This window comes from Bradyrhizobium sp. AUGA SZCCT0222, from assembly GCF_018130205.1.
In the GTDB taxonomy this organism is placed as follows: Bacteria; Pseudomonadota; Alphaproteobacteria; order Rhizobiales; family Xanthobacteraceae; genus Bradyrhizobium.
The window spans coordinates 1-22321 of sequence record NZ_JAFCLX010000057.1 but is presented as its reverse complement, the minus strand read 5'-3'; the positions used below and the strand labels follow the sequence as shown (position 1 = coordinate 22321).

Annotated in this window: 20 protein-coding genes; 6 read left to right on the top strand and 14 right to left on the bottom strand. The window is 62.8% G+C overall.

Annotation, left to right across the window (positions count from 1 at the left end):
- Window positions 1–15 precede the first annotated feature (15 nt).
- Together ptsP and JQ629_RS31930 are read right to left on the bottom strand one after the other, a co-directional pair.
- Entirely contained in the window at window positions 16–2283 is a 2268-nt protein-coding gene (gene ptsP, locus JQ629_RS31935; protein ID WP_212269868.1) for a phosphoenolpyruvate--protein phosphotransferase, read from the bottom strand.
- Between the two features lie 458 nt (window positions 2284–2741).
- Window positions 2742–3995, bottom strand: coding sequence for an aspartate kinase (locus JQ629_RS31930; RefSeq protein WP_212415993.1), 1254 nt, complete (start codon window positions 3993–3995; stop codon window positions 2742–2744).
- Between the two features lie 200 nt (window positions 3996–4195).
- Between JQ629_RS31930 and JQ629_RS31925 the strand changes: the two genes are divergently transcribed.
- The 4 genes from JQ629_RS31925 (at window position 4196) to JQ629_RS31910 (ending at window position 7151) form a co-directional block, all read left to right on the top strand.
- Window positions 4196–4675, top strand: a complete 480-nt coding sequence (locus JQ629_RS31925; protein WP_212415992.1) for a PH domain-containing protein — start codon at window positions 4196–4198, stop codon at window positions 4673–4675.
- A 3-nt stretch (window positions 4676–4678) separates the two neighbouring features.
- Entirely contained in the window at window positions 4679–5437 is a 759-nt protein-coding gene (ubiG, locus tag JQ629_RS31920) for a bifunctional 2-polyprenyl-6-hydroxyphenol methylase/3-demethylubiquinol 3-O-methyltransferase UbiG (protein ID WP_212415991.1), read from the top strand.
- Between the two features lie 85 nt (window positions 5438–5522).
- Window positions 5523–5804 carry a GIY-YIG nuclease family protein gene (locus tag JQ629_RS31915; RefSeq protein ID WP_212415990.1) on the top strand — a complete coding sequence of 94 codons (282 nt, stop codon included), beginning with the start codon at window positions 5523–5525 and terminating at the stop codon, window positions 5802–5804.
- Between the two features lie 447 nt (window positions 5805–6251).
- Complete coding sequence (locus JQ629_RS31910; RefSeq protein WP_212415989.1) at window positions 6252–7151, top strand: EamA family transporter; 900 nt, start codon at window positions 6252–6254, stop codon at window positions 7149–7151.
- Between the two features lie 121 nt (window positions 7152–7272).
- On the opposite strand, the gene JQ629_RS31905 is transcribed toward JQ629_RS31910, so the two are convergent.
- Genes JQ629_RS31905 through JQ629_RS31885 form a run of 5 tightly spaced genes read right to left on the bottom strand, consistent with a single transcriptional unit; the run spans window position 7273 to window position 10384 of the window.
- Window positions 7273–7752 (bottom strand): DUF1178 family protein, encoded by a 480-nt coding sequence (locus JQ629_RS31905; RefSeq protein ID WP_212386493.1) that lies wholly within the window; start codon window positions 7750–7752, stop codon window positions 7273–7275.
- Window positions 7749–8621, bottom strand: a complete 873-nt coding sequence (locus tag JQ629_RS31900; protein WP_212415988.1) for a carbon-nitrogen hydrolase family protein — start codon at window positions 8619–8621, stop codon at window positions 7749–7751. Before JQ629_RS31900 ends, JQ629_RS31905 begins: the two co-directional genes overlap by 4 nt.
- Complete coding sequence (gene grxC / locus JQ629_RS31895; RefSeq protein ID WP_212415987.1) at window positions 8618–8893, bottom strand: glutaredoxin 3; 276 nt, start codon at window positions 8891–8893, stop codon at window positions 8618–8620. Before grxC ends, JQ629_RS31900 begins: the two co-directional genes overlap by 4 nt.
- Before the next feature lie 44 nt (window positions 8894–8937).
- Window positions 8938–9747, bottom strand: a complete 810-nt coding sequence (locus JQ629_RS31890; RefSeq protein WP_212415986.1) for a ComF family protein — start codon at window positions 9745–9747, stop codon at window positions 8938–8940.
- Window positions 9748–9793: 46 nt separating this feature from the next.
- Complete coding sequence (locus JQ629_RS31885) at window positions 9794–10384, bottom strand: macro domain-containing protein (RefSeq protein ID WP_212415985.1); 591 nt, start codon at window positions 10382–10384, stop codon at window positions 9794–9796.
- Window positions 10385–10524: 140 nt separating this feature from the next.
- On the opposite strand from JQ629_RS31885, the gene JQ629_RS31880 reads away from it, so the two are divergent.
- On the top strand, window positions 10525–11367 hold the full coding sequence (locus tag JQ629_RS31880; protein WP_212415984.1) for a methyltransferase domain-containing protein: 843 nt from the start codon (window positions 10525–10527) through the stop codon (window positions 11365–11367).
- Window positions 11368–11399: 32 nt separating this feature from the next.
- Here JQ629_RS31880 and JQ629_RS31875 read toward each other — a convergent pair whose 3' ends face one another.
- The 3 genes from JQ629_RS31875 to JQ629_RS31865 are packed head-to-tail and all read right to left on the bottom strand — an operon-like array spanning window position 11400 to window position 13304.
- A complete protein-coding gene (locus JQ629_RS31875; protein ID WP_212415983.1) occupies window positions 11400–11867 on the bottom strand; it encodes a carboxymuconolactone decarboxylase family protein in 468 nt (155 codons plus the stop codon).
- 31 nt (window positions 11868–11898) lie between these two features.
- Window positions 11899–12426, bottom strand: a complete 528-nt coding sequence (locus JQ629_RS31870) for a YkgB family protein (RefSeq protein ID WP_212415982.1) — start codon at window positions 12424–12426, stop codon at window positions 11899–11901.
- A gap of 56 nt (window positions 12427–12482) precedes the next feature.
- Window positions 12483–13304: an SDR family NAD(P)-dependent oxidoreductase gene (locus tag JQ629_RS31865; protein WP_212415981.1), complete on the bottom strand. Its 822-nt coding sequence runs from the start codon at window positions 13302–13304 to the stop codon at window positions 12483–12485.
- 120 nt (window positions 13305–13424) lie between these two features.
- Here JQ629_RS31865 and JQ629_RS31860 point away from each other — a divergent pair, with 120 nt between their 5' ends.
- Window positions 13425–14372 (top strand): LysR family transcriptional regulator, encoded by a 948-nt coding sequence (locus tag JQ629_RS31860; protein ID WP_212415980.1) that lies wholly within the window; start codon window positions 13425–13427, stop codon window positions 14370–14372.
- Window positions 14373–14558: 186 nt separating this feature from the next.
- On the opposite strand, the gene JQ629_RS31855 is transcribed toward JQ629_RS31860, so the two are convergent.
- From JQ629_RS31855 to JQ629_RS31840, 4 genes are all read right to left on the bottom strand, one after another.
- Window positions 14559–15854 (bottom strand): glycoside hydrolase family 130 protein, encoded by a 1296-nt coding sequence (locus JQ629_RS31855; protein ID WP_212415979.1) that lies wholly within the window; start codon window positions 15852–15854, stop codon window positions 14559–14561.
- Between the two features lie 31 nt (window positions 15855–15885).
- Complete coding sequence (locus JQ629_RS31850; RefSeq protein ID WP_212415978.1) at window positions 15886–18168, bottom strand: glycosyltransferase family 4 protein; 2283 nt, start codon at window positions 18166–18168, stop codon at window positions 15886–15888.
- Window positions 18165–19100 carry a class I mannose-6-phosphate isomerase gene (locus JQ629_RS31845; RefSeq protein ID WP_212415977.1) on the bottom strand — a complete coding sequence of 312 codons (936 nt, stop codon included), beginning with the start codon at window positions 19098–19100 and terminating at the stop codon, window positions 18165–18167. Before JQ629_RS31845 ends, JQ629_RS31850 begins: the two co-directional genes overlap by 4 nt.
- 1460 nt (window positions 19101–20560) lie before the next feature.
- Entirely contained in the window at window positions 20561–21592 is a 1032-nt protein-coding gene (locus JQ629_RS31840; protein WP_212415976.1) for an endonuclease/exonuclease/phosphatase family protein, read from the bottom strand.
- Window positions 21593–22321: the final 729 nt, after the last annotated feature.

The window sequence follows — 22321 nt, the reverse complement described above, 5'->3', positions numbered from 1 at the left end:
CGGGGCAGAGCCTCGCTACAACGACAACCCTTCGGCTTCCGCGAATTCCGTCAGCTTCTGCCGGATCGAGACGCTGCCGGACGGCGCTTCAAGCAGCGGCATCATGACGGCCTCGGCCTTCCTGGCATCGAGATCGAGGATCAGCGCTTTCACCGGGCCATGGGCGGTCGCCGACAGCGACAGCGAGCGGTAACCAAGCGCGATCAGCGCCAGCGCGCCGAGCGGTTTCGACGCCATCTCGCCGCACAGCGAGGCGCTTTTCTTTGCCGCATCGGCCTTGCGCACGATGTCGCGCAAGGCCCTCAAGATCGGCGCCGACATGGTGTCGAACCGTTCGGAGACCTTGGCATTGCCGCGGTCGACCGCGAACATGAACTGGAACAGGTCGTTCGATCCGATCGAGATGAAATCGACCTTCTTCAGGAGTTCGTCCATCTGGTAAAGCAGCGCCGGCACTTCGACCATGGTGCCGACGTCGATGCGTTCCGGCAGCGCGTGGCCGTGCTGACGCAGATAAGTCAGCTCGCGCTCGACGATGGCCTTGGCCTGATCGAACTCGGCGACTTCCGAAATCATCGGGAACATGATCTTCAGCGCGCGGCCGCCGCCGGCGCGCAATAGCGCGCGAATCTGGCCGCGCAACAGGCCGGGACGGTCGAGCCCGAGCCGGATCGCGCGCCAGCCGAGCGCGGGATTTTCCTCGATCACGGTCTCCATATAGGGCAGCGCCTTGTCGCCGCCGATGTCGAGCGTGCGGAACGTGACCGGTTTCGATCCCGCCGCGTCCAGCACCGTACGATACAGCGCGAGCTGGTCCGAGGTGCGCGGCAGGCTCTGGCCGACCATGAATTGCAGCTCGGTGCGGAACAGCCCGATGCCGGCGCTGCCGGTGTCGTCGATATGCGGCAGGTCGATGACGAGGCCGGCATTGATCATCAGCTCGATCTTCTGGCCGTCCCTGGTCACGCAGGGCTTGTCGCGCAGCGCCGAATATTGCGCCTGCCGCCGCGCGCGGAATCTTACCCGCTCGGCGTAGGCCGATTCGATCTCGGCCGAAGGGCGCACATAGATCGAACCCGAGGTGCCATCGACGATGATGGCGTCGCCGGGATCGGCGAGCCCCGGCGCGTTGGGAATTTCGCCGACCGCGGGAATGCCGAGCGCGCGGGCCACGATCGAGACGTGGGAATTGGCGGTGCCTTCCTCCAGCACCAGGCCGCGCAGGCGCTTGCGGTCATAGTCGAGCAGGGCGGCAGGGCCCATCGCGCGCGCGATCAGGATCGCATTGTCGGGCAGCTGTTCACGTGACGGCGCGTGGTCCTGGCCGACCAATTGCCGCATCAGGCGGTGGCCGAGGTCTTCGAGGTCGTGCAACCGGTCGCGCAAATAGGGATCGGTCGAACGCAGCATGCGCGCGCGGGTGTCGGACTGCACGCGCTCGACGGCGGCTTCCGCGGTGAGGCCGGTGGCGACCGCCTCATGCAGCTTGTGCGACCAGCCATGGTCGTTGGCGAACATGCGGTAGGCTTCCAGCACCTCGCGGTGCTCGCCGCCCTCGGCGACGTCGCCGCGCTCCAGCATGCGGTCGAGATCGGCGCGCAGCTTGGTCAGCGCCGCGTCCAGCTTCTTGATTTCCTTCGGCAGGTCTTCGGCAATGTAATTGGTGATGACGACGCGCGGCTCGTGCAGCACGACGTGGCCGAGCGCGATGCCGTCGGACAGGATCGCGCCGGCCTTGTGCAGGGAATGCCGCGCCGCGGGTTCCGCGCCGGGCTGCGCCAGCGCCGCCAGCTCGCCGGAGGCGATCATCTCGGCGACCACCATCGCGGTGGTCTGCAGCGCCTCGACCTCTTCCTCGACGTAAGTGCGCTTGGCGCGATTCTGCACGACCAGCACGCCGAGCGTGTTGCCGGCGCGCAGGATCGGCACGCCGAGGAACGAATGATAGATTTCTTCGCCGGTTTCCGGGCGGAACGAGAACGCCGGGTGGGTTTGCGCGTCGGAGAGGTTGAGCGGGGTGGCCTCGCTGGCGACCAGGCCGACCAGGCCCTCATGCGCGCTCAAGACCGTTCTATGGACGGCGTCGCGGTTCAGACCCTCGGTGGCGTAGAGTTCGAGCGTGTTATCGACGCGCAGCACGTAGGTCGAGCACACCTCGGCCACCATGTTGGCCGCGATCAGGACCACGATCTTGTCCAGCCGCTCCTGGGCGGAGACCTGCTCCGCCATGGTTTCGCGGAGCCGTCTCAACAAGACGCGGGGGCCTCCCGACGTGCTCCGCATCTGCCAAAATCCTCCCCCGCGAAGCCAGCGTGCCGGGTGGCCGGGCGCTGGCGTGAAACTCAACAATAGCAACAATTTTATTCATTCGGCGCCGCCGCAAGCCGCCACCAAAACCATCGTTCCCGGCCGAATCGGGATCGCCAAACTGTGGCACAGTTTGCGGCTGCGCACCTGTCAGGCCGTATAGCCAATCGAGGCTTGCTTTGCCAAGCAAAACGCCTGCCAGTAGCAATAACGTCTGTGTCAGGCCAATGCTGCGGGCGCTAAGAGAAATTCCAACTCTCCATACGGGTTGTCGAGGGCTGCCCGTTCCGCGCTCTGCTGCGGCAAGCGCTCTCCGTCGTCATTCCGGGGCAGCCCACAGGGCTGAACCCGGAATCCATTTCACCGCAAAGGCCGAGGCCAAACGGATTCCGGGTTCGACGCTTCGCGTCGCCCCGGAATGACGAGGACAGCCGCTACGCCTGATCCAACCCATAGAGCGTGTGCAGCGTGCGCACCGCAAGCTCGGTATAGGCGGCGTCGATCAGCACCGAGAACTTGATCTCGGAGGTGGTGATGGCGCGGATATTGATATTTCGCGCGGCAAGTGCGGTGAACGCCTGTGCGGCGACGCCGGCATGGCTGCGCATGCCGCTGCCGATCACCGACACCTTGGCGACGTCGGTGGCACTGTCCAGCCGCTTATAGCCGATCTTGTCCTTGGCCGCGGCGATGGTGTCCCTGGCGCGGGTATAGTCGGAGGCCGGCACGGTGAAGGTCAGGTCGGTGGTCTTGCCGTCCTCGGAGACGTTCTGCACGATCATGTCGACATTGATGTTGGCGTCCGCGAGCGGTCCGAAGATCGCGGCGGCAACGCCCGGCTTGTCCTCGATCTGGCGCACGGAAATCTGGGCTTCGTCCTTGGAGAAGGCGATGCCGGTGACGACGTGGTTTTCCATGATTTCCTCCTCGCTGCAGATCAGCGTGCCCGGCGGCGTGGCGTGCGGGTCGATATCCTCGGGCTTGTCGAAGCTGGAGCGGACGAAAACCGGCATACTATGCACCATGCCGAGTTCCACCGAGCGCACCTGCAGAACCTTGGCGCCCTGGGAGGCCAGTTCCAGCATGTCCTCGAAGGCGATCTTGTCGAGCCGCCGCGCCTTGGGAACCACGCGCGGGTCGGTCGTATAGACGCCGTCGACGTCGGTGTAGATGTCGCAGCGGTCGGCACGGATGGCGGCCGCGATCGCCACCGCCGAGGTGTCCGAACCGCCGCGCCCCAGCGTGGTGATTCGGCCCGTCTGCGGATTGATGCCCTGGAAGCCGGCGATGACGGCGACTTCCTTGCGATCCTTGAAACGGTTGATGATCTCGCTGCCGTCGATTTCGAGGATCCGCGCCGAGGCGTGCGCGTCCGAGGTCCGGATCGGGATTTGCCAGCCCTGCCAGGAGCGGGCCTGAATGCCGATCGCCTGCAGCGCGATCGCCAGCAGTCCGGACGTGACCTGTTCGCCGGAGGCTACCACCGCGTCATATTCGCGGGCGTCGTGCATCGGCGAGGCGTCGCGGCACCAGTCCACCAGCTCGTTGGTCTTGCCGGACATCGCCGACACCACCACGGCGACGTCGTGCCCCGCATCGACTTCGCGCTTGACGTGACGCGCGACGTTGCGGATTCGGTCGATATTGGCGACGGATGTACCGCCGAATTTCATCACGAGGCGGCCCATGACGACGCGTGCATTCCCTGTGAGGATAAGTATGGTGGCCCGCACGAAAATGGAGCGCCCGGGCCGAAAGCGGCGTATACATAGCGGCGCGTCCCGGGGCAAGCATCCGGGTGCATTTTCGGTCTAAAATGGCGCAAAATGCTGTGGTAGCGGGTTAATTCAGGTCAGGCGCAATTTAGGTCAGGTGCAAGGTTAGGTGTATGGGGCGTTATATCGACGATATCCTGCAGCCCGGCGAGAAGGTGCTGTATTCTACCAATGCGCACTGGATCTTCTTCCTGCCGGCGATCGTGAGCTGGGTCGTGGCAACAGCGCTCTTCGTGGCCTCGGGCATGATCCCGGCGGGTCCTTTGGTGCTGGTCTGCATGTCGCTGGCGGCGATCGTCGCGATTTTCGCTTTGTACAAGACGGCTACCGCCTGGTTCCATCGCTGGACCACCGAAACCGACGTCACGAATTTCCGTGTCATCCACAAGACCGGTTTTGTTAAGCGGCAAACGTTCGAGATGAGCGTGGACAAGGTCGAGAGCGTCGACGTCAACCAGAGCATCCTCGGCCGCATCCTCAACTACGGCGACGTGACGGTGCTGGGGGTCGGCGAGGGTGGCAAGACCCTCGACACCATTGCTTCGCCGTTGGCATTTCGCAATGCCATCACGGCACGACCGGCCGGTGCGTAAATCATGGCCACGCAAACAAATCACGCCGGCGCATCGGGCAGCACCGTCGACCCGGCCGAAGTCGCAAAATTCTCGAAACTGTCGGACGAGTGGTGGGACCCCAAGGGCAAGATGGCCCCGCTGCACAAGATCAATCCGCTGCGGCTGACCTATATCCGCGACGCCGCCTGCCGCAAGTTCGAACGCAACGTCAAAAGCCTGAATTGCCTGGGCGGCCTGCGCATCCTCGATATCGGCTGCGGCGCCGGCCTGCTCTGCGAGCCGTTCACGCGGCTGGGCGCGCAGGTGATCGGGATCGATCCCTCCGCCACCAACATCGCCGCCGCCAAGCTGCATGCCGACAAGGGCCATCTGTCGATCGATTACCGCTGCACCACGGCCGAGGAGATGGACGTGCGCGAGCGCTTCGACATCGTGCTGGCGATGGAAGTGGTCGAGCACGTCACCGACGTCGGCGTCTTCCTCAACCGCTGCGCGGCGATGCTCAAGCCGGGCGGGATGATGGTGCTCTCGACGTTGAACCGCAACTGGAAGAGCTTCGCGCTGGCGATCGTCGGCGCCGAATATGTGCTGCGCTGGCTGCCGCGTGGCACCCATGAGTGGAACAAGTTCGTCACCCCCGACGAACTCGCCCAGCATCTTGCCAACAACCGGCTCGCCATCACCGAACAGGCCGGCGTGGTCTACAACCCGCTCGCCGACAAATGGAGCATCTCGTCCGACATGGACGTGAACTACATGGTGGTCGCGGAGGAGATGTAGGCAGGTCTAAATCGCTGTCGTCCCTGCGAACGCAGGGACCCATAGCCACCGGCCCACGTAATCGAGCAAGATCAGCGTTCCGAGCATGTATTACGTCTACATCCTCGCAAGCCGACGCCACGGGACCCTCTACATCGGGGTAACGAACTCCATTCAGAAGCGACTTGAGCAGCATCGCAACGGAGAGGGCTCCTCGTTCGTCAAAGCCCATGGCGTGTTTCGGCTGGTCTACGTCGAATCATATGACCGCGCCGACGAAGCGATCGCGCGGGAAAAGCAGCTCAAGCGCTGGAAGCGCGACTGGAAGATCGAGCTGATCGAACGTGAGAATCTCGAATGGCGTGATCTCAGCGATTTGCTGATCTAGCCCGAACTCTCTCCCCTCGTCGTCCCTGCGAACGCAGGGACCCATAACCACCGATGTCGCGATTGAAAAAGGCCGTTGCCAGCTTGTCTTACAACTACGGCCGCGGCGTATGGGTCCCTGCGTTCGCAGGGACGACGATGGATTTGTGTTTGTGACGAGTGGTTTCCGCTTGATCGGAGTCGTGTCGCGCTTCGCTCTGTGGCCCGCGTTAGCCCGAACTCTCTCCCCTCGTCGTCCCTGCGAACGCAGGGACCCATACCGCGTGATCTATCGATAGTGCGAAATGGCGGATGTCTCCCGCAAAACGGTCGCCGGCGGCTATGGGTCCCTGCGTTCGCAGGGACGACGATGGAAAGTTGAGGCTTTTCGCAATCCTGTCATGCGCCGTTTCGGTTGACCGCGTGCGCCGCGCCCGGCACGGTGCGGTACCCCTCCGACGGTATCCCCATGTTCACGGTCGCCTCGCTCTGGATTCCCTTCACCATCATTGCTGCGCTCGGCCAGGTCGCGCGCAATGCGATGCAGCGGTCGTTGACGGGGCCGCTCGGGACCTGGGGCGCGACCAATATCCGTTTCCTGTTCGGCTTTCCGTTTTCGATCATCTTCTTTGCGGTTGTCGTGACGGTCACCGGCGACCATATCCCGTGGCCGACGGCGGCGTTCTGGCCCTGGCTTTTGCTGGGTGCGCTGAGCCAGATCGTCGGCACCGGCATGATGCTGCTCGCAATGAACGACCGCTCGTTCGTGGTGACGACGGCGTACCTGAAAACCGAGGCGATCCAGACCGCGATCTTCGGCTTCATCTTTCTGGCCGATCATCTGACGGTGCTGAAAGTGGTCGCGATCCTGATTGCGACCGCCGGTGTCGTCATCGCGGCGCTGCGGCCGGCTGGCGGTAAGGGTTTTGCCGACCTGAAGCCGACGCTGCTGGGCCTTGGTGCCGCCGCGGCATTCGCGTTATCGGCGGTCGGCTTTCGCGGCGCTGTCATCGTGGTGCCCGGCGTTTCCTTCGTGACGGCCGCGTCCTACACGCTGGTGTTCGGCCTGTTCGTGCAGACGCTGGTGCTGTCGATCTATCTGCTGATCCGCGCGCCCGACGTGCTCCGAAAAATCCTTGGACTGTGGAAGCCCTCGATGCTGGCGGGCTTCATGGGCGCGTTCGCCTCGCAATTCTGGTTTTTGGCGTTCGCGCTGACGGCGGCCGCCAATGTGCGCACGCTGGCGCTGGTCGAGGTGCTGTTCGCGCAGGCTGTGGCGTATTATTCGTTCAAGCAACCGCTCTCGGCGCGGGAATTGGCGGGGATTGTCCTGATTGTGGCGGGGGTGGCGCTGCTGGTGGCGGCTTAATCATTCCCGCCGTCATTCCGGGGCGATGCGAAGCATCGAACCTCAGATGCGCAATTGCGCATCGGGGAATCTCGAGATTCCGGGTCTGGTCCTTCGGACCATCCCGGAATGACGCTTCGCATCAATTCCGATCGTCCGGCAGCACCGGCAGCGGCGAGACCTCGACGCCTTCGTCGATCAGGGCGCGGGCTTCGTCGGGCGACGCCTCGCCATAGATCGGGCGGTGCTCGATATCGCCGTAATGCATCTTGCGCGCTTCGTTGGGGAAGCGCTCGCCGACATTATCGGCGTTCTTTACGATGTGATCGCGCAATTCCTTGATCTTGGCGCGCAGCTCGAGCTCCTGCGCCATCAACAGCGGCGTGGCCTCGGTTGCCGCGCCTTCGGTGCTTGCGACTTCCGCAGGCGGCACGGCGCGCGCGTCCTCGCGGCCCTTTTTGCTGACGATCTGCGGAGCCATGATGGCGCGCTCGACCTTGACCGAGCCGCACGACGGACAGCTCACCAGCTTGCGCTTCTCCTGGCTCTCATAGGCCGACGAGCTCTGAAACCAGCTTTCGAAAGCATGGCCCCGTTGGCAGCGCAGGCTGTAGCGGATCATGCCGAGCCCCGGACCAGATGCAGATGTTCCGGGCCGGCCTTGGGATCGGCGATGCCGAAGCGACGCCCGTGCTGCAGCGACGGCACAGTTTTCCGTGCGGTCTCGACTTTGGACGGGTCGATCTCGGCCAGGAACACGCCGGGCTCGACGCCGCCCTCGGCGAGGATCTCGCCCCAGGGCGCGACGATCAGCGAGTGCCCGTAGGTCTCGCGCTTGTTCTCATGCAGGCCGCATTGCGCGGCGGCGAACACGAAACAACCGGTCTCGATGGCGCGGGAACGCAGCAGGATGTGCCAATGTGCTTCGCCGGTCTTTTTGGTGAAGGCCGACGGCACTGACAGGAACGACGCGCCGCTCTCGGCCAGCGCACGGTAGAGCGCCGGAAAGCGCACATCGTAGCAGATCGTGAGCCCGATCCGGCCCCACGGCAGGTCCGAGATCACGGCGGTTTCGCCCGGCTGATAATTGGCCGATTCGCGATAGCTCTCGCCGCCGGGCAGGTCGATGTCGAACATATGGATCTTGTCGTAGCTGGCGAGCAGATTGCCGTCCGGCCCGATCAGGAACGAACGGTTGACCGCGCGCTCCGGCGAGAAGCGCAGCGCCAGCGAGCCGACATGCAGATGGATCTTCAGCTCCGCCGCCAGCGCGCGATACGCCTTCAGCGACTTGTCGTCTTCCTCAGCTGCCAGATGCTCGAACAGCGCCTTGCGGTTCAGCTGCATCATGTTGCTCACCTCGGGGGTTTGCACATAATCGGCGCCCTGCGCCACCGCTTCCCGGATCAGCTTCATGCCCTGCTCGAGGCTCGGCTCCGGCAGCAGGGAGGTGCGCATCTGCACCATTGCGGCGGTAAAGGTCGCGCTCATGAAGAGGCCTTTTCTCCCGCCAGCATCGCGTCGAGCCTGCCCGCGCGGTCAAGCGCGTAAAGCTCGTCGCAGCCACCGACATGGGTTGCGCCGATGAAGATTTGCGGAAACGTCGCGCCGGCGCCGGCACGATCGTACATCTGCTCGCGGTACGAAGGGTCGCTGGATACGCTGAGTTCGGTGAACGCGGCATTCTTGCGCGTCAGCAGCGATTTGGCCGCGGTGCAGTAACCGCAGCCCGGGCGGGTGTAGATTTCAACGGCAGCGGTCATGAAGCGCTCTGGTTCGCAAGTTCCGGGAATGACAAGTCTTTGAATTATATGGGAGCCCGGTGGGTGTCCACAACCCGCGCGAATACCAGCACGTCGACCTGCGCGGCCTTGGCGCGCAATAAGGCACGGGCGCAGGCGTCGGTGGTGGCGCCGGAGGTCAGGACGTCGTCGATCAGGACCACGCGGCGGCCCTGGATGTCAGCCGTGCGGTCAGGGGCGACCTTGAAGGCGCCCTGCACATTGCTGGCACGCTGCGACCGCGACAGCCCGATCTGCTGTTCGGTCGCCCGGACCCGCCGGAGCGCTTCAGAGGCCAGTTTCACCCCGGTTTGGCGCGAAATCACCCGCGCCAGCGCGCCGGACTGGTTGTAGCGGCGGCTCCAGCCACGCCGCCAATGCAGGGGAACCGGGACCAGCACGTCGGCTTCCCCAAGCAATTCCTGGCCCGCGCGGGCCATCCAGCGCCCCATCGCGGGGGCCAGATCGGTGCGGTCCTGGTATTTCAGCGAATGAACCAGCGTGCGCGCGACATCGTCGTAGCGCACGGCGGCGCGGGCGCGCTGGTAGGCCGGTGGATTGGCGATCGCCTCCATCGACAGCAAATCGGGCCCGGGGTCGTAGACAAAGGGAATGCCGAGCCGCGGGCAGTAGGGCGGTTCGATGAACGACAATTTGGCCCAGCATTCCGCGCAGACGCCCTCGCCATCGACCGGCTCGCGGCAGGAAACGCACAGCGTCGGCAGCGCGATGTCGAGCGCCAGCCGCGGAATATGCGCGAACACCTCGCGCGCCGCGTTCAGCACGCCGCGCCAATGGGTGGAGATGGAGCGTGGTGGTGATGCCTCGGCGTCCATGGGGCGAGGCTAGCGCTGCTGGACGCGATCCTCAAGCGGTCGCGGGTTATGAGAGCAGTGCACGGTGCTCCGCCAGGACCGCGCGGGCGTTGCGGCTCTTTATACCTTCGCCGTTGATAATAGCGTTGTAGGCGAGCCGCATCTGCATGGCTGCTCGTTCAGGTGTCACTTCACCAATACCCGTGCCTAAACCCGGCACCAGTAGCGACCGGATCGGTGCGTCGGCGGTGGCATTGTGGGCGAGCACCGCAATTAGCGCAGCCCGGAAGGCAAGATAAACATTGACGGTTTGGCTTATGTTCATCGGCACCCGCATGGTTGGTGCGCTGACAAGGAATGGGATGATCTCGTGGCCTGTGGCGAGCACCACGGCCTGCCCGACTGGCAACTCGCCGTAGTGTTGCTCCGACAACAAGGCTCGCAGGCTCGTTTCAAGCTCCCATCCAAAATACCTCGAATACAGCAGGTCTATCCCACCATCCATGTAACCAAAACTGTTGGCGGGGCTGACGATGGCATCGGCGTCATGCTCGAAGATATCTCCACGGGAGACGGAGACTCCCGGCACGCCCTTGAAGGCTCGTTCCCAGGCTTTCACCACTCCCGCATTTATGTCGCGCAGGTGAACCGTGAGCATGAACGATACCGCGGTTGAATTGTCGGGTTACAGTCGGTGGTAGATTACAAGCTGCGGCTACCATCGGCAAATGCCACGGCGTATTCCCGGTACGCGAGACTTCGGATTGCAGATGCGCGCCGGTCAGCGTACCAACCGCCATGGCTCAAAACCCGACCACCGCACCCATCCTGTTCGACCGCGCGCTGTTGCGCGCGCGGCAGGATCGTGCGCGGCGCCTCGGGCCGGCGACGTTTCTGCTCGATCGCGTCACCGAAGACATCGAAGAGCGTTTGCAGGCGGTGACGCGGGATTTTGCCGACGCCGCCGAAATCTGGATGCCGGGCGAATTGCTGCGCAAGCCGCTGGCGGATCGTTTCAAATCCATCACCCGGGTCGAACCGGATGAAACGGAAACGCTGCGGCTGCTACCGGAATCGCTCGATCTTGCGGTCTCCGCGCTCGCCTTTCAATTCGTCAACGATCTGCCCGGCGTGCTCGCGCAGATCAGGCGCGCGCTGCGGCCGGATGGATTGCTGCTGGCGGCGATGATCGGCGGCGATACGCTCACCGAACTCCGGCAATCCTTTGCGGCGGCGGAGGCCGAATGCGAGGGCGGGGTGTCGCCGCGCGTGGCGCCGTTTGCCGATCTGCGCGATGTCGGCGCGCTGTTGCAACGCGCGGGCTTTGCGCTGCCGGTCACCGACGTCGATCGCCTCATAGTGCGCTACGACAGCGCGTTGGCGCTGATGACCGATCTGAGAAGGATGGGCGCGACCAATATTCTGGCCGAGCGCCGGCGGGCACCCACCCGCCGCGCCACGCTGCTGCGGATGGCAGAGATTTACGGCGAACGCTTTGCCGATTCGGACGGCCGCATCCGCGCCACCTTCGACGTGATCTGGCTGTCCGGCTGGGCGCCGCATGAAAGCCAGCCAAAACCGCTGCGCCCGGGCTCGGCGAAGGCGAGTTTGGAGGCGGCGGTGAAGCGGGCGCCGAAGTAGATGGTGCGCTGCTTCACGCCGCGAGAACATGACTATGCCGCCTTCAAACTCTCGATCGCGGCCTGCGGCGTGTTGCGAAAGCTGATGGCCAGGCGGTTGTAGGCGTTCATCAGGCCGATCGCGATCGTGAGGTCGACGAGCTCGCGCTCCTCGAACACGGCGCGGGCGGCCTGATACGCCTGATCCGGCACGCCGGTATCGGCAACGCGCGTCACCGTCTCGGCCCATGCCAGGGCGGCGCGTTCGCGCTCATCGAACAGATTGCCGGCTTCCGCCCATGCCTGCAGCAGCGCGAGCTTCTCGACCGTCTGCCCCTTCTTGAGCAGGTCGCGCGTGTGCATGTCGAGGCAGTAGGCGCAGTTGTTGATCTGGGAAATCCGTAAGTAGACCAGGTCGACCAGCACGGGGGAAAGGCCGCTCTGCATGACGTAGCCGTAGACGCCGCCCAGCGCTTTCACGCCTGCCGGTGCAACCTGGTTGTAGTCCAATCGCTTGCTCATGTTCTTGCTCCATCTTGTTTGGAAAGGTTGATCACTTGCGAACCGCGGTCTTCAGCGAGTCGACGAATACCCAGAAGGAGGCGGCGAACAGGCCGACATCTTTCAGGAGGAACTGACCCGGCGCGACCGAGATCGCGGGGAAGCCGAGCTCCGGCACGACGACATCAGGCGTCGAGATCATGAAGCTGAGGGTCGTGACGAAGAGCCCGGCCGAGAGAACGCCGCCGGCCGCGGAAAAGATCGGGCTCGCCAATCTGAGGGCGATCAGCAGGCCGATGCTGAGCTCGACAAAGCCGAGGAAGGTGGAGAAGCCGCGGACCGAAAGCAGCGCATAGAACCAGCCGACGAGCGGGCTGTTCTCCACCAGCGGCACCAGCCCGTTGGCCTCGTATTGCGTAAACTTCATCGCGCCGAACCAGGCGTAGATGACCGCGAGCGAGACGTAGAGGCCGGCGCGGCTGATCGGCTCGGCGTAGGCGAGCAGATGTTCGGCATGATCGCGCCAGCGGACAAATGGGCTTAGTGCCGCGGTCGGAAGCTGAGTTGTAACGTATGACATGGTGACCTCCGTTTTCTGGGTGATGGTTTCAATTCGATGTTCGGCTGAATTTGTTGCTAGGCGCTGATGCGCTCGTGGTTGCGCACGTTGTAGCGGGGGGCCGGGATGGCGCTCGAAATCTTGTCCGACATCGCGCGGCGCGCCGCCTCATAACGATCCCATTCCGCCTGGTGGGGCAGCGACGGGATGGTCACGGTCTCGCCAAGGTCGAGGCCCGCAAGGGCAGCGTCGACCAGGTCGTTGGCCGACATCACCATCTGCTGCGGCAAATGATGAACCGGCATGCCGGCGACGTCCCAGAATTCGGTGGCGGTGGCGCCCGGCAGCACCGCCTGCACGCGGACGCCCTTGTCGGCTATCTCGTGAACCAGCGAGTGGTTGAACGCGAGTACAAAAGCCTTGGTGCCGCCGTAGACACCGTTCAGCACCTCCGGCGCGATCGCGACGATCGACGAAATGTTGATGATCGTGCCGTGGCCGCGGGCAACAAATCCGGGGACCGCTGCATAGGTCAGGCGCGTCAGCGCGGTGACGTTCAGGCTGATCATGTCGTCCATCTTGTCGATGTCGGAGGAGACCAGCGGCCCGGTGGCGCCGACGCCGGCATTGTTGACCAGCATGGAGATGCCGGCGTTGGTCCGCAGGATGTCCCCGACGCGCCTGACATCCGCAGCGACGGTGAGATCGGCTTCGACCGTCTCGACCTTGCGGCCGGTGTCGCCCGCGATCCGGCGCGCCAGGGAGGCGAGCCGATCCTTGTTGCGGGCGACCAGAATGAGGTCATGGCCGCGCTTCGCCAGCCGGTCGGCGTAGATTGCGCCGATGCCGGTTGATGCGCCGGTGATCAGGGCGATGCCTTTGGTCTGGATCGAGGTCATGTCGGTCTCCTGGAATTCGGGGTTGGGGGCCAGTCCGTTGCGTTCGTAACTAGACCCTTCCGAAAATGATGGGTATCTGGTAAATTTGAGAAACACCCTTCCACCAGATGGAAACATCCAATGGACCGCTTCGAAGCCATGTCGCTGGTGCTGGCGGTTGCCGAGGCCGGCAGCCTGTCGGCTGCGGCGCGTCGGCAGAAAACGCCGCTCGCAACGGTCAGCCGGAAAGTCTCCGAGCTCGAAGCGCATCTGCAGACCAAGCTGTTCAACCGCTCAAGCCGTGCGCTCGTGCCGACGGATGCGGGCCGCTCCTACATCGCCGCCTCGAAACGAATCCTCGCCGACGTGGCCGAAGCCGAACGCACGGCGTCCGGCGAGTACACGACGCCGCGCGGAGATTTGATTGTGTCGTCGCCGTTTGCGTTTGGCCGGCTACATCTGGTGCCGGTGATGGCGGAGTTCGTGGCTGTCTTTCCGGAGGTGGACATTCAACTCGATTTGCAGGACCGGCCGGTCAATCTCGTCGAGGACCATGTCGATGTCGCGCTTCGGATCGGGATCCTCACCGACAGCAGCCTGATCGCGATCCGGATTGGAGAAATCCGCCGCGTGTTGTGCGCGAGCCCGGCGTATCTGAAATCGCGGGGGACGCCCAAATCCCCTGAAGACCTCTCCACCCACGACTGCATCAGCTTCCTGCCGTTCCACTCGTCAACCACATGGACGTTCAAACGGGACCAGACCGAATATGTGGTGCCGGTGCGGTCGCGCCTCGTCTTGAACAACCTTGAAGCAACCTGCGATGCCGCGCGCGCGGGTATGGGGATCGCCGCGGCGTTCTCCTACCAACTTGCCGAATCGATCAAATCCGGCGAGCTCGTGCTGCTGCTGCAGGATTTTGAGCCGCCGCCGCTGCCCGTCAGCTTTGTGTACCCGCCCAACCGTTTCATGCCGGTCAAATTGCGGGCCTTCCTGGACTTCGCGCTGCCGCGCCTCAGAGCGCGCATTGGCGACCTGCCGAAACGTGCCGTGCCGCGAGCGCGAGCCGGTTCGTCGCCATTGGGGTGAGGAGCGGTTCAATATTCGCTGCCGCGAGCGCTTGGCCAATCCCGACGGCCGCATCCAGGCCGCCTTCGACGTGATCGGGCTGTACGGCTGGGCGCCGCATGAAATCCAGACCGGGCTAGGCTCGGCGGAAGTCTCGAGGCAGCGGTAAAGCGGACGTCGAAGCAGGCGAATAGCTTCTCCGCACCATCAGGACATTGCTCGCAGCAGGGCTGCGATCTTGATGGTCGCAAAGTTGGAGTAGGTGTCGGATATGGCGTAGGGCAAAATGATCTGGTCATTGTGGCGCATCGCGCCGCAGGTATAGACCACGTTGGGAACATAGCCTTCGCGTTCGGACTGTTCGGGATGCAGCAACGGCTCGACCGAACGCGCCAGCACCCTGGACGGGTCTTTCTTGTCGAGCAGCGCCGCGCCGATCGAATATTTCCGGACCGGACCAACACCGTGCGTGAGCAGCAGCCAGCCTTCATCCAGCTCGATCGGTGACCCGCAGTTTCCGATCTGCACGAACTCCCAGGGGAATTGTGGTTTCAGGATCGCCTGACCGCCGTCCCACTGATGCAAATCATCCGAATAGATCAGATAGAGGTTCTCATTATCCTGACGCGCGATCATGGCGTACTTGCCGTCGATCCTGCGCGGGAACAGCGCCATGCCCTTGTTGTGGGCCGCGGTCCCCTGCAGCGGCGACATTCGAAATGACAGGAAGTCGCTGGTCTCGATCAACTCCGATCGTATCGCTCTGCCGGTATAGGCGGTAAAGGTAGCGTAGTAAGTCTTGTGGTCACCATCGCTGAATTCGACGAAACGGGCGTCTTCGATGCCCTGGGATTGGGATGCGGTAACCGGAAATATCACGCGTTCGCTGATATCCTGTTCCTCCTTGAAGGTGATCTCAACCGCTTCGCCGGATGGTCCGGATACGCGACGTCCGACCCGGGGGCTGGAGGCCAGCCGCGCGGTCGGATCGACGGCCAGGCTACCGTCGGCGGCAATGGTGCCGGTGCGAAATGTCAGCGAAGACACGTGGCCTTCGCCAACGGCCCGGAGACTAAGCACGAAGCGGAGGCCGCCTTTCGGCGCTCCAGACTGGTCGGGATGCGGTACGATGCTGGGATTGAACAGCGCCGAGGCCTCGAACGAGTACTCGTTCAGGAAATAAGCACCGATCAACTGGCGCTGGACGCTGGAAAAAGCGCCGTGAGCCGCCAGCGCCTGTTCCATCTCGTCGGCGCGGAACTCGAATTCCTGCAGCAGGTTGCGATGCCGGCCCTTGAAGTTCTCCAGCACGTCGGCCAACAGGCTGGCTGTGACTTGCGGATCGAGTGCGAGCACGCGCTCGACGATGTGGTTGGCGCGGGTCTTGTCGGTCGGGTTGAGGTCGCGCGGTTCAGTCGTCGGCTTGAACGGGCGTACGATCACGCGCGTGGGGTCGGGGCGCAGATAGAGTGCTTGCCGATGCAGGAAAGTGGCTTGCAACAAGATGTCCTCGGTTAGTTGGAGGAAACTGGACTCAGGCGCCGATGGCGCGAAGCGCCACGGGGGGTGTCACGCTGACATTGACGCGCGCCAGCTGACGAATATCGGCAAGACCGAGCAGATAGGACACGACCGACTCGCCGCCGCGGTTTTCGTTGGCGCGGTCGGGATGCAAGCCATCCCGGCAACTGCCGGTCTCGGGATCGACCAGCGCGATCGATAAATCGTTGCGGCCGAGAAACCAGGCGAAAACGTTGTTTGCGATCGCCTTCCATTCGGCGTCACCCTCCGCGCGCCAGGCGGTCAGGCAGGCCGCGATCGTCGCCGCTGCCTCTACCGGCTGCTGGTCGAACGCGCGCGGCGCCTGGCGCAGTTCACCGAAGCCGGCGGTGCCGACGGGGCGGAAATGTCCCATCGAGGTCGTTTGTTGTGTCATCAGCCAACGCAGCGACCGCAATCCGGCAGCGAGGTAATCGAGTGTTTGCGTGGCCATGCCTGTCAGCATCAAGGCTTGCGGCAGGCGCGCATTGTCATACGCCAGGCCTTCCTCGAACCAGGTCCAGTCCGGCGTTTCGACCGACGCGAGCCCCGACATCAACCTGTCGGCGAGAGAATGTCGGATTTCCCGGGCGTGCGCATCATCGCGAGCAACGGCGCAATAGCCGTCCAGACCCAGCAGGGTGAAGGCCAGTGCGCGGGGCGAACTGAAGGCCTCGACGGCCGGCAATGCCTCGGCAAACAAGGCGGCGGCCCATCGGCGTCGCGACGGGCTTGCGTCCCTGCGCGCGCACTCACCCAGCGCCCATAAGGTTCGCCCATGACTGTCTTCGGAGCCGCGATCCTCGAGCCATGTTCGATTGAAGCCCATGAAATTGCGAAAGCGTTTGGTGTCCGGATTCCACGCATGCTGCACGAAGGCGGCAAAACGGGCCGTCAAAACTTCGGACAAGCGCGTTTCGCCCGGATTGTTGAGGGCGCACGCCAGCAGCAAGGCGCGGGCATTGTCATCCACGCAATAGCCATGGGCGCGATCGGGCACCGAATGCACCGCATGCTGGAACAGGCCGGTATCGTCGCACATGGAAAGAAAGTGATCCAACTGCATGTCCGACGCCGCAGGGCTGTGCGCGATCGCGACCGGCCCGGTACGCGCCACCACCTTGAGCCAGTCCCCATGGCGCGCATGTTCGAAAGTGGCCATGTAACGCTCGGCCGTACGCTCCCATGTCATCGATCGGCTGATCGAGTAGGCACGCTCGCGCATTGCCTGCCGACGAGGGGCATTGGTGAGCAATTGCGCTATTTCCTTGCCGATCGCGACCGCGTTGCCGAAGGGAACGATGACGCCACGGCCGTCATTCAGCAGCTCCAGCGCGTGCCAATACGGCGTCGACACCACCGGCTTGCCCAATCCGAAGCTGTAGGCAAGCGTCCCCGACGTCATCTGCGCTTCATTGAGATAGGGCGTGACGTAGACATCGCACATCGAAATGAACTCTAACAACGTCGCCTGATCGACGAACTGGTCGAGGAATACGACATGGTTCTCGACGCCAAGTTCGCGCACGCGCGTCACAAGGCTCTCGCGATAGGCTTCGCCCTGGTCGCGCACCAGATTTGGATGCGTCGCGCCGAGCACGACATAGACCGCGTCCGCGCGACGTTCCAGGATCAAGGGCATGGCGTCGATCATGACCTCGATGCCCTTGCTGGGGGAGAGCAGGCCGAAGGTCAGAATGACGGAGCGGTCGCTGAATCCGAGTTTGGCCTTTGCCGCGTCGGGTTCGACAAACGGAAAATCGGGAATGCCGTGCGCGATCACCTCGATCTTGTTGTCCGGTACGCGATAAACGCTGCGCAGCATCTCGCGGCCCTTGTTGGCCATCACAATGATCTTCGAAGAAGCATCGACGATGCGCTCCATGACCGCACGCTGGGCGGCGGTCGGCTTGGCCAGCACCGTGTGCAGCGTGGTGATGACGGGCATGCTGAGGCGTGAAAGCAGCTCGAGGATGTGCCCGCCGGCTTCGCCACCGAAGATTCCGAATTCATGTTGCAGGCAGACGACGTCGAACCGGCCGGCGTTCAGGAAGGCCGCGGCACGCACATAGTCTTCAATGGTGTCATCCTTGATCTGCAAGGCAACCGAAGCGGGATAGTCGTAGGCTTGTCCGTGGTCGTTCATTGCGACAATGCTGACCTCCAGATCCGGCCGGGAACTGGAAAGCGCGCGTTCCAGATCGGTCGTGAAGGTGGCGATACCGCAGCGGCGGGGCAGCGAATTGCCGATGACGGCGATGCGGCGAAGCGGCGTCATGTTCGCATCTCCTTGGCGCCTTCAAACTGCGGAACAGCAGGAGCAGCCGGTTTGGCAGCGTTGCCCGGTGTTTCACCAAGCCTTTGCAACAGGGAATCGATCGGACGGCTCGCCGGATACGCGATCAAGGCACTCAGTCCATGGCTGCCGACCTCGATGCTGGTGCGTCCGCCGGCGACGAAGATGGCCTCCCCGGTCGAGGCCGCGACCAGTCCGATGGCGGCGTGACCGCCGAGAACGAGAATCCAGGTCTCCGGTTCGGCAAGCAGCGCCCAGCTTGAACCCTCGGGCAGCTCAACGCGCTCGAGAACGAAATGCCGGCTGGCGACGAGGACCGTTCGGTCCGCGGAAAGGCGCGTCGGATTGCAGGGCGTTCGAAGCGGCCATGGGTGAGCGACCGCGACCCCATCGTCTTCGTGCAATTCGCGTTGCCGGCCATAGTCGAACAGGCGGAATGTCGCGTCACTGCGCTGCTGAATTTCGGCGAGCACAATACCGGCGCCGATGGCGTGGATGGTGCCGGCCGGGATGTAGATGACGTCGTCTTTCGCAACCGCTCGCCAGTGCATCAGTTCGGCGATCGACCCGTCCCGGATGGACGCGCGCAATTGCTGTGGTGTTACCTGGTGCTTTAATCCAGCGCCGATCTGCGCGTCGGGCTCAGCCGAAAGGATATACCACGCTTCGCTCTTGCCGTTCGGCATCCCGATCGCGCGCGCGTAGGTGTCGTCCGGATGTACCTGGATCGACAACGGTTCGCTGGTGAACAGCAGCTTGAGAAGCAAGGCCGGGGTAGGCGCATCCTTGTCGGCCCGGTCGAACCACAGCTCGCCGATCGCGTCACCAGACCCGTCAATAGTGCTCCAGGGGTGCAGATCACGGGCCCCCCAGGGCTTGTGGACGACCCGCACGGCGGCATGTTCGGTAGGCATAGGATGTCCCTGACCCATGACGCGCACGTCAGGGCGACGTGCCGTTGGCCGCTATCGTCGTTAGAATTTGGCATGGCAAAGGCGTCGCGTATCCGGACTTAATGCGGATCGGACGCTGAGTGTTCCTTAGGTGGCTACTCCACCACGCGATTACAACAGGCCACGGCCTGTTTACGCTTCTCAACCAGCGGCGGTCGCCATTTTGCGTCCCAAGAAGCCCAGCATCGATTGCCGAAAGACGCTGCCAGTGCGTCTAACAAGGGAACCGGGACCGTTATGGCTGGTCGAGTGTCGACGGGGTGCCAGACTTTGGTCCCCAGGAGGGACGAGGTCCGGTCCATGCCGGGAGCGCATCCCATTCGGCCCATCGCATGCGGCGCTCCTCATTTCCGACCCTGACAAAAACGAAAGCAGCGTCATCGCTGCCTGTTTTTGATCCGGCGAACATGGCCGGCACGCCATACGCGTTCCTGACGGTTGCTTTGTTGGCCATTGCGACCTTCCGATGGGTTTTGTGCTGCGGTCTTGCGTGGACGGATCAACTTTGAAAAATGACCGCGGCGGCGATCAGCATGACGAAAAAGATCGGCAGCGGCACCGGAGGCACCAGCCACTCACGGAAGTCGGATGTTGGGGGATTTGACAACGGACCGCCTGCTTGGTTGAGGCGGGAGCGCAACGCTCTCAGTCATCGATAACTGCCGGGGGCGCGCGATGATGTTCCACATATAGTCTCTTTTGCCCAAATAGCGAGATGGCAACCGGCTTATTCAGCATTTGTTTGGACGATGCCTGCGGCACTGTCGGACATTCGTTAACTGCATGCGCTTACAGTTTCTGCACATGGTCACGATTTGTGTTTCATGAACGGATTGGCGGGATACGTGCAGCAGATCGAAACCAATGACCCTACCGAGGCCCGACGCAGCCGCTACGCCCAGTATCGGGGACAAGTGGCCACCCTGACCTTTGGCTCGGCGACCGTGAGGGGCATGGTCCGCTCGGTCAAGGAAGACAGTTCCAGTATTCCCGTTCGATGGCTGGTTACCGTCGTTTCGCCATAGCGGCGACCAACATTGCAGATTGATCAAATGATGCCGCGCCTCACGTTGGTGAGATTTGAACGTACGGATTTGGATGCGGCCAGCTTCGTCTAGCCGCCCAACCGCTTCTGCCGGTCAATCAAGTTGCGCGCCTTTCTGGACTCCATGCTGCCACGCCTCCGGGCACGCATTGGCGACCTGCCGAAACGTACCGTGCCGCGGGGACGAACCCGTTCGGCCCCATTGGATTGAGGAGCGGCCGATCCCCGCTTCGGCTGCGACGGCGCTTTCGTTCGCAATGCCCGTGGCGGAAGACCTTTGTACGGCGGATTCTCTTTAACCCGCCGCTCGATTGCGAGATGGCGGGTTAAAGAGAACCCGCCCTACGGGCCCGGAATCCCTCACTTGTCCGGAAAATCACTTGCCATCCCAGGCCGCCAGCGATTTCAGGTACGTATCTGTCTGGTCGACGCTGAACTCGGTCCACATGATCAGGTGATCCGACATTTGGTAGGTGCGCCATTGCGGGAATGCCTTGGCGGTCGGTGCGCTCTTGCCGCCTTTGAATTCCTTCGGATCGTCAAAAACGTATTTGAAGAAGTCGAAGATGCCAGCATTCGTGCTTGTCACACCTACCTTCTGTTTGAAAAACGCGATCTGGTCATAGAACTTGTCCTGGGCCACGTTGCTTCCGGCGGGCAGTTTCTGCAGTGCGGCCGGCACCACGAACTTGTTCTTCGTGAGCGCCTCATACGTCTTGTCGGTGCGCGAGAAGATGTTGAAGTCGCCAAGCAACACAAGATGTTCGGGCGAATAATCAACCGGCGTCTTGGTGTTGATGTAGTCTTTCGCCTTCGCGGCAAGCAGCTTGGCGAGTGCGTTGATCTCGTCGACGCGCTTCGGATCCTCGGCCTTGCTCGTACCGTAGTAGATGTGAACCGTGCAGAGATTGAACTTGGCCCAGCCGACCTGAAAGCCACAGACGAACGGCGTGCGGGAGATCTGGCTCATGATCTCCGTCGCGCTCTTGCCGGGCAGGACCAGTTCACCGGCAAGGCCGGTAAAGCTGACCTTGGTCGTGTTGTAGACGAAGGCAAGCCGTTCGCCATTGCCGCTGTCGGCGTAGCTGACATCCGTGAAGATGACGTTCCATTGCCGGCCTAGCAGCCGCATGATGTCCCTGAGCGCCTTGAGATCGGCTCGGACTTCCTGAACCGCAATCAGGTCGAAGCGGCTCATGCACTCCGCGATGTAATACATCGCGTCGGGCGTGCGTCCGCCGTATTTGGCGCCGCCGAACTCACGAATGTTCCACGTCGCCAGCAGCAGCGAGTGGTCGCTTTTGGCCGGCACCTTGCTTTTAAGTCCGGCGCGCAACTTTCTCAGCCCGGCTATGATGCGTTGCCGCTGCTTCGTATCCTTGATCCACCGCAGACCCGTGTAATTCACGACGCTCTCCCCCGTTGCGAAGGTGCTCTCCGATTGCGAAATGTGGTCATACAATCACTGATTTAGGCGAACTGAAAGGGGCAGTCGCGGAAAGCCACAACAACTTGTGCGGGGTGCCATCTCCGCAACATGCCCGTTGTTCGGTCTTTCCCGGACCTGCGGGTATCGACGATAGAAGCTCTGAATAGGCGTGATCGATCTCCACCGAAGGCTCTGCTCGCAATGGCGGTGGCCGCAGACTTGCGAACCACGCGTGTCGCAATTCCTTGGCCGAATTGCGAACACCGACTGCGTCGCCTTGCACGCAAGCGCAATCTTGCGAACCGGGTGCGACAAATCAACCCGACGGGCAAATCAGTTCTGATTTACGGAAATCATGTCAAGTCTAAAATTTCCGAAAATCAAAAATATATCTGTTTTCATCCGACCCAAATCAGTGCGCATCTATCGCCATCCCGTCCTATCAAGAGGGGCGTCGGCCGTCGTCATGACGAGGGGCGGGGATGCGGTGGACGCTGACGTTGCGATTGACGGTCGCGGCTGATGCGTACGGTGAAAGCGTGTGGTCCTGGCGCCCGTAACGGCGTCAAGTCTTTCGGGAGCCAACGCTTCCGAGGGGCGACGGTGGCAATAGAGGCCGTCTCACCGGGGAGAGCGCGTTATAAGCCGTAAAGCCATTGCGCAGGGAATGTCGGATGCTCTCCGCTGCCCTGTATGCTCATGTGCAGC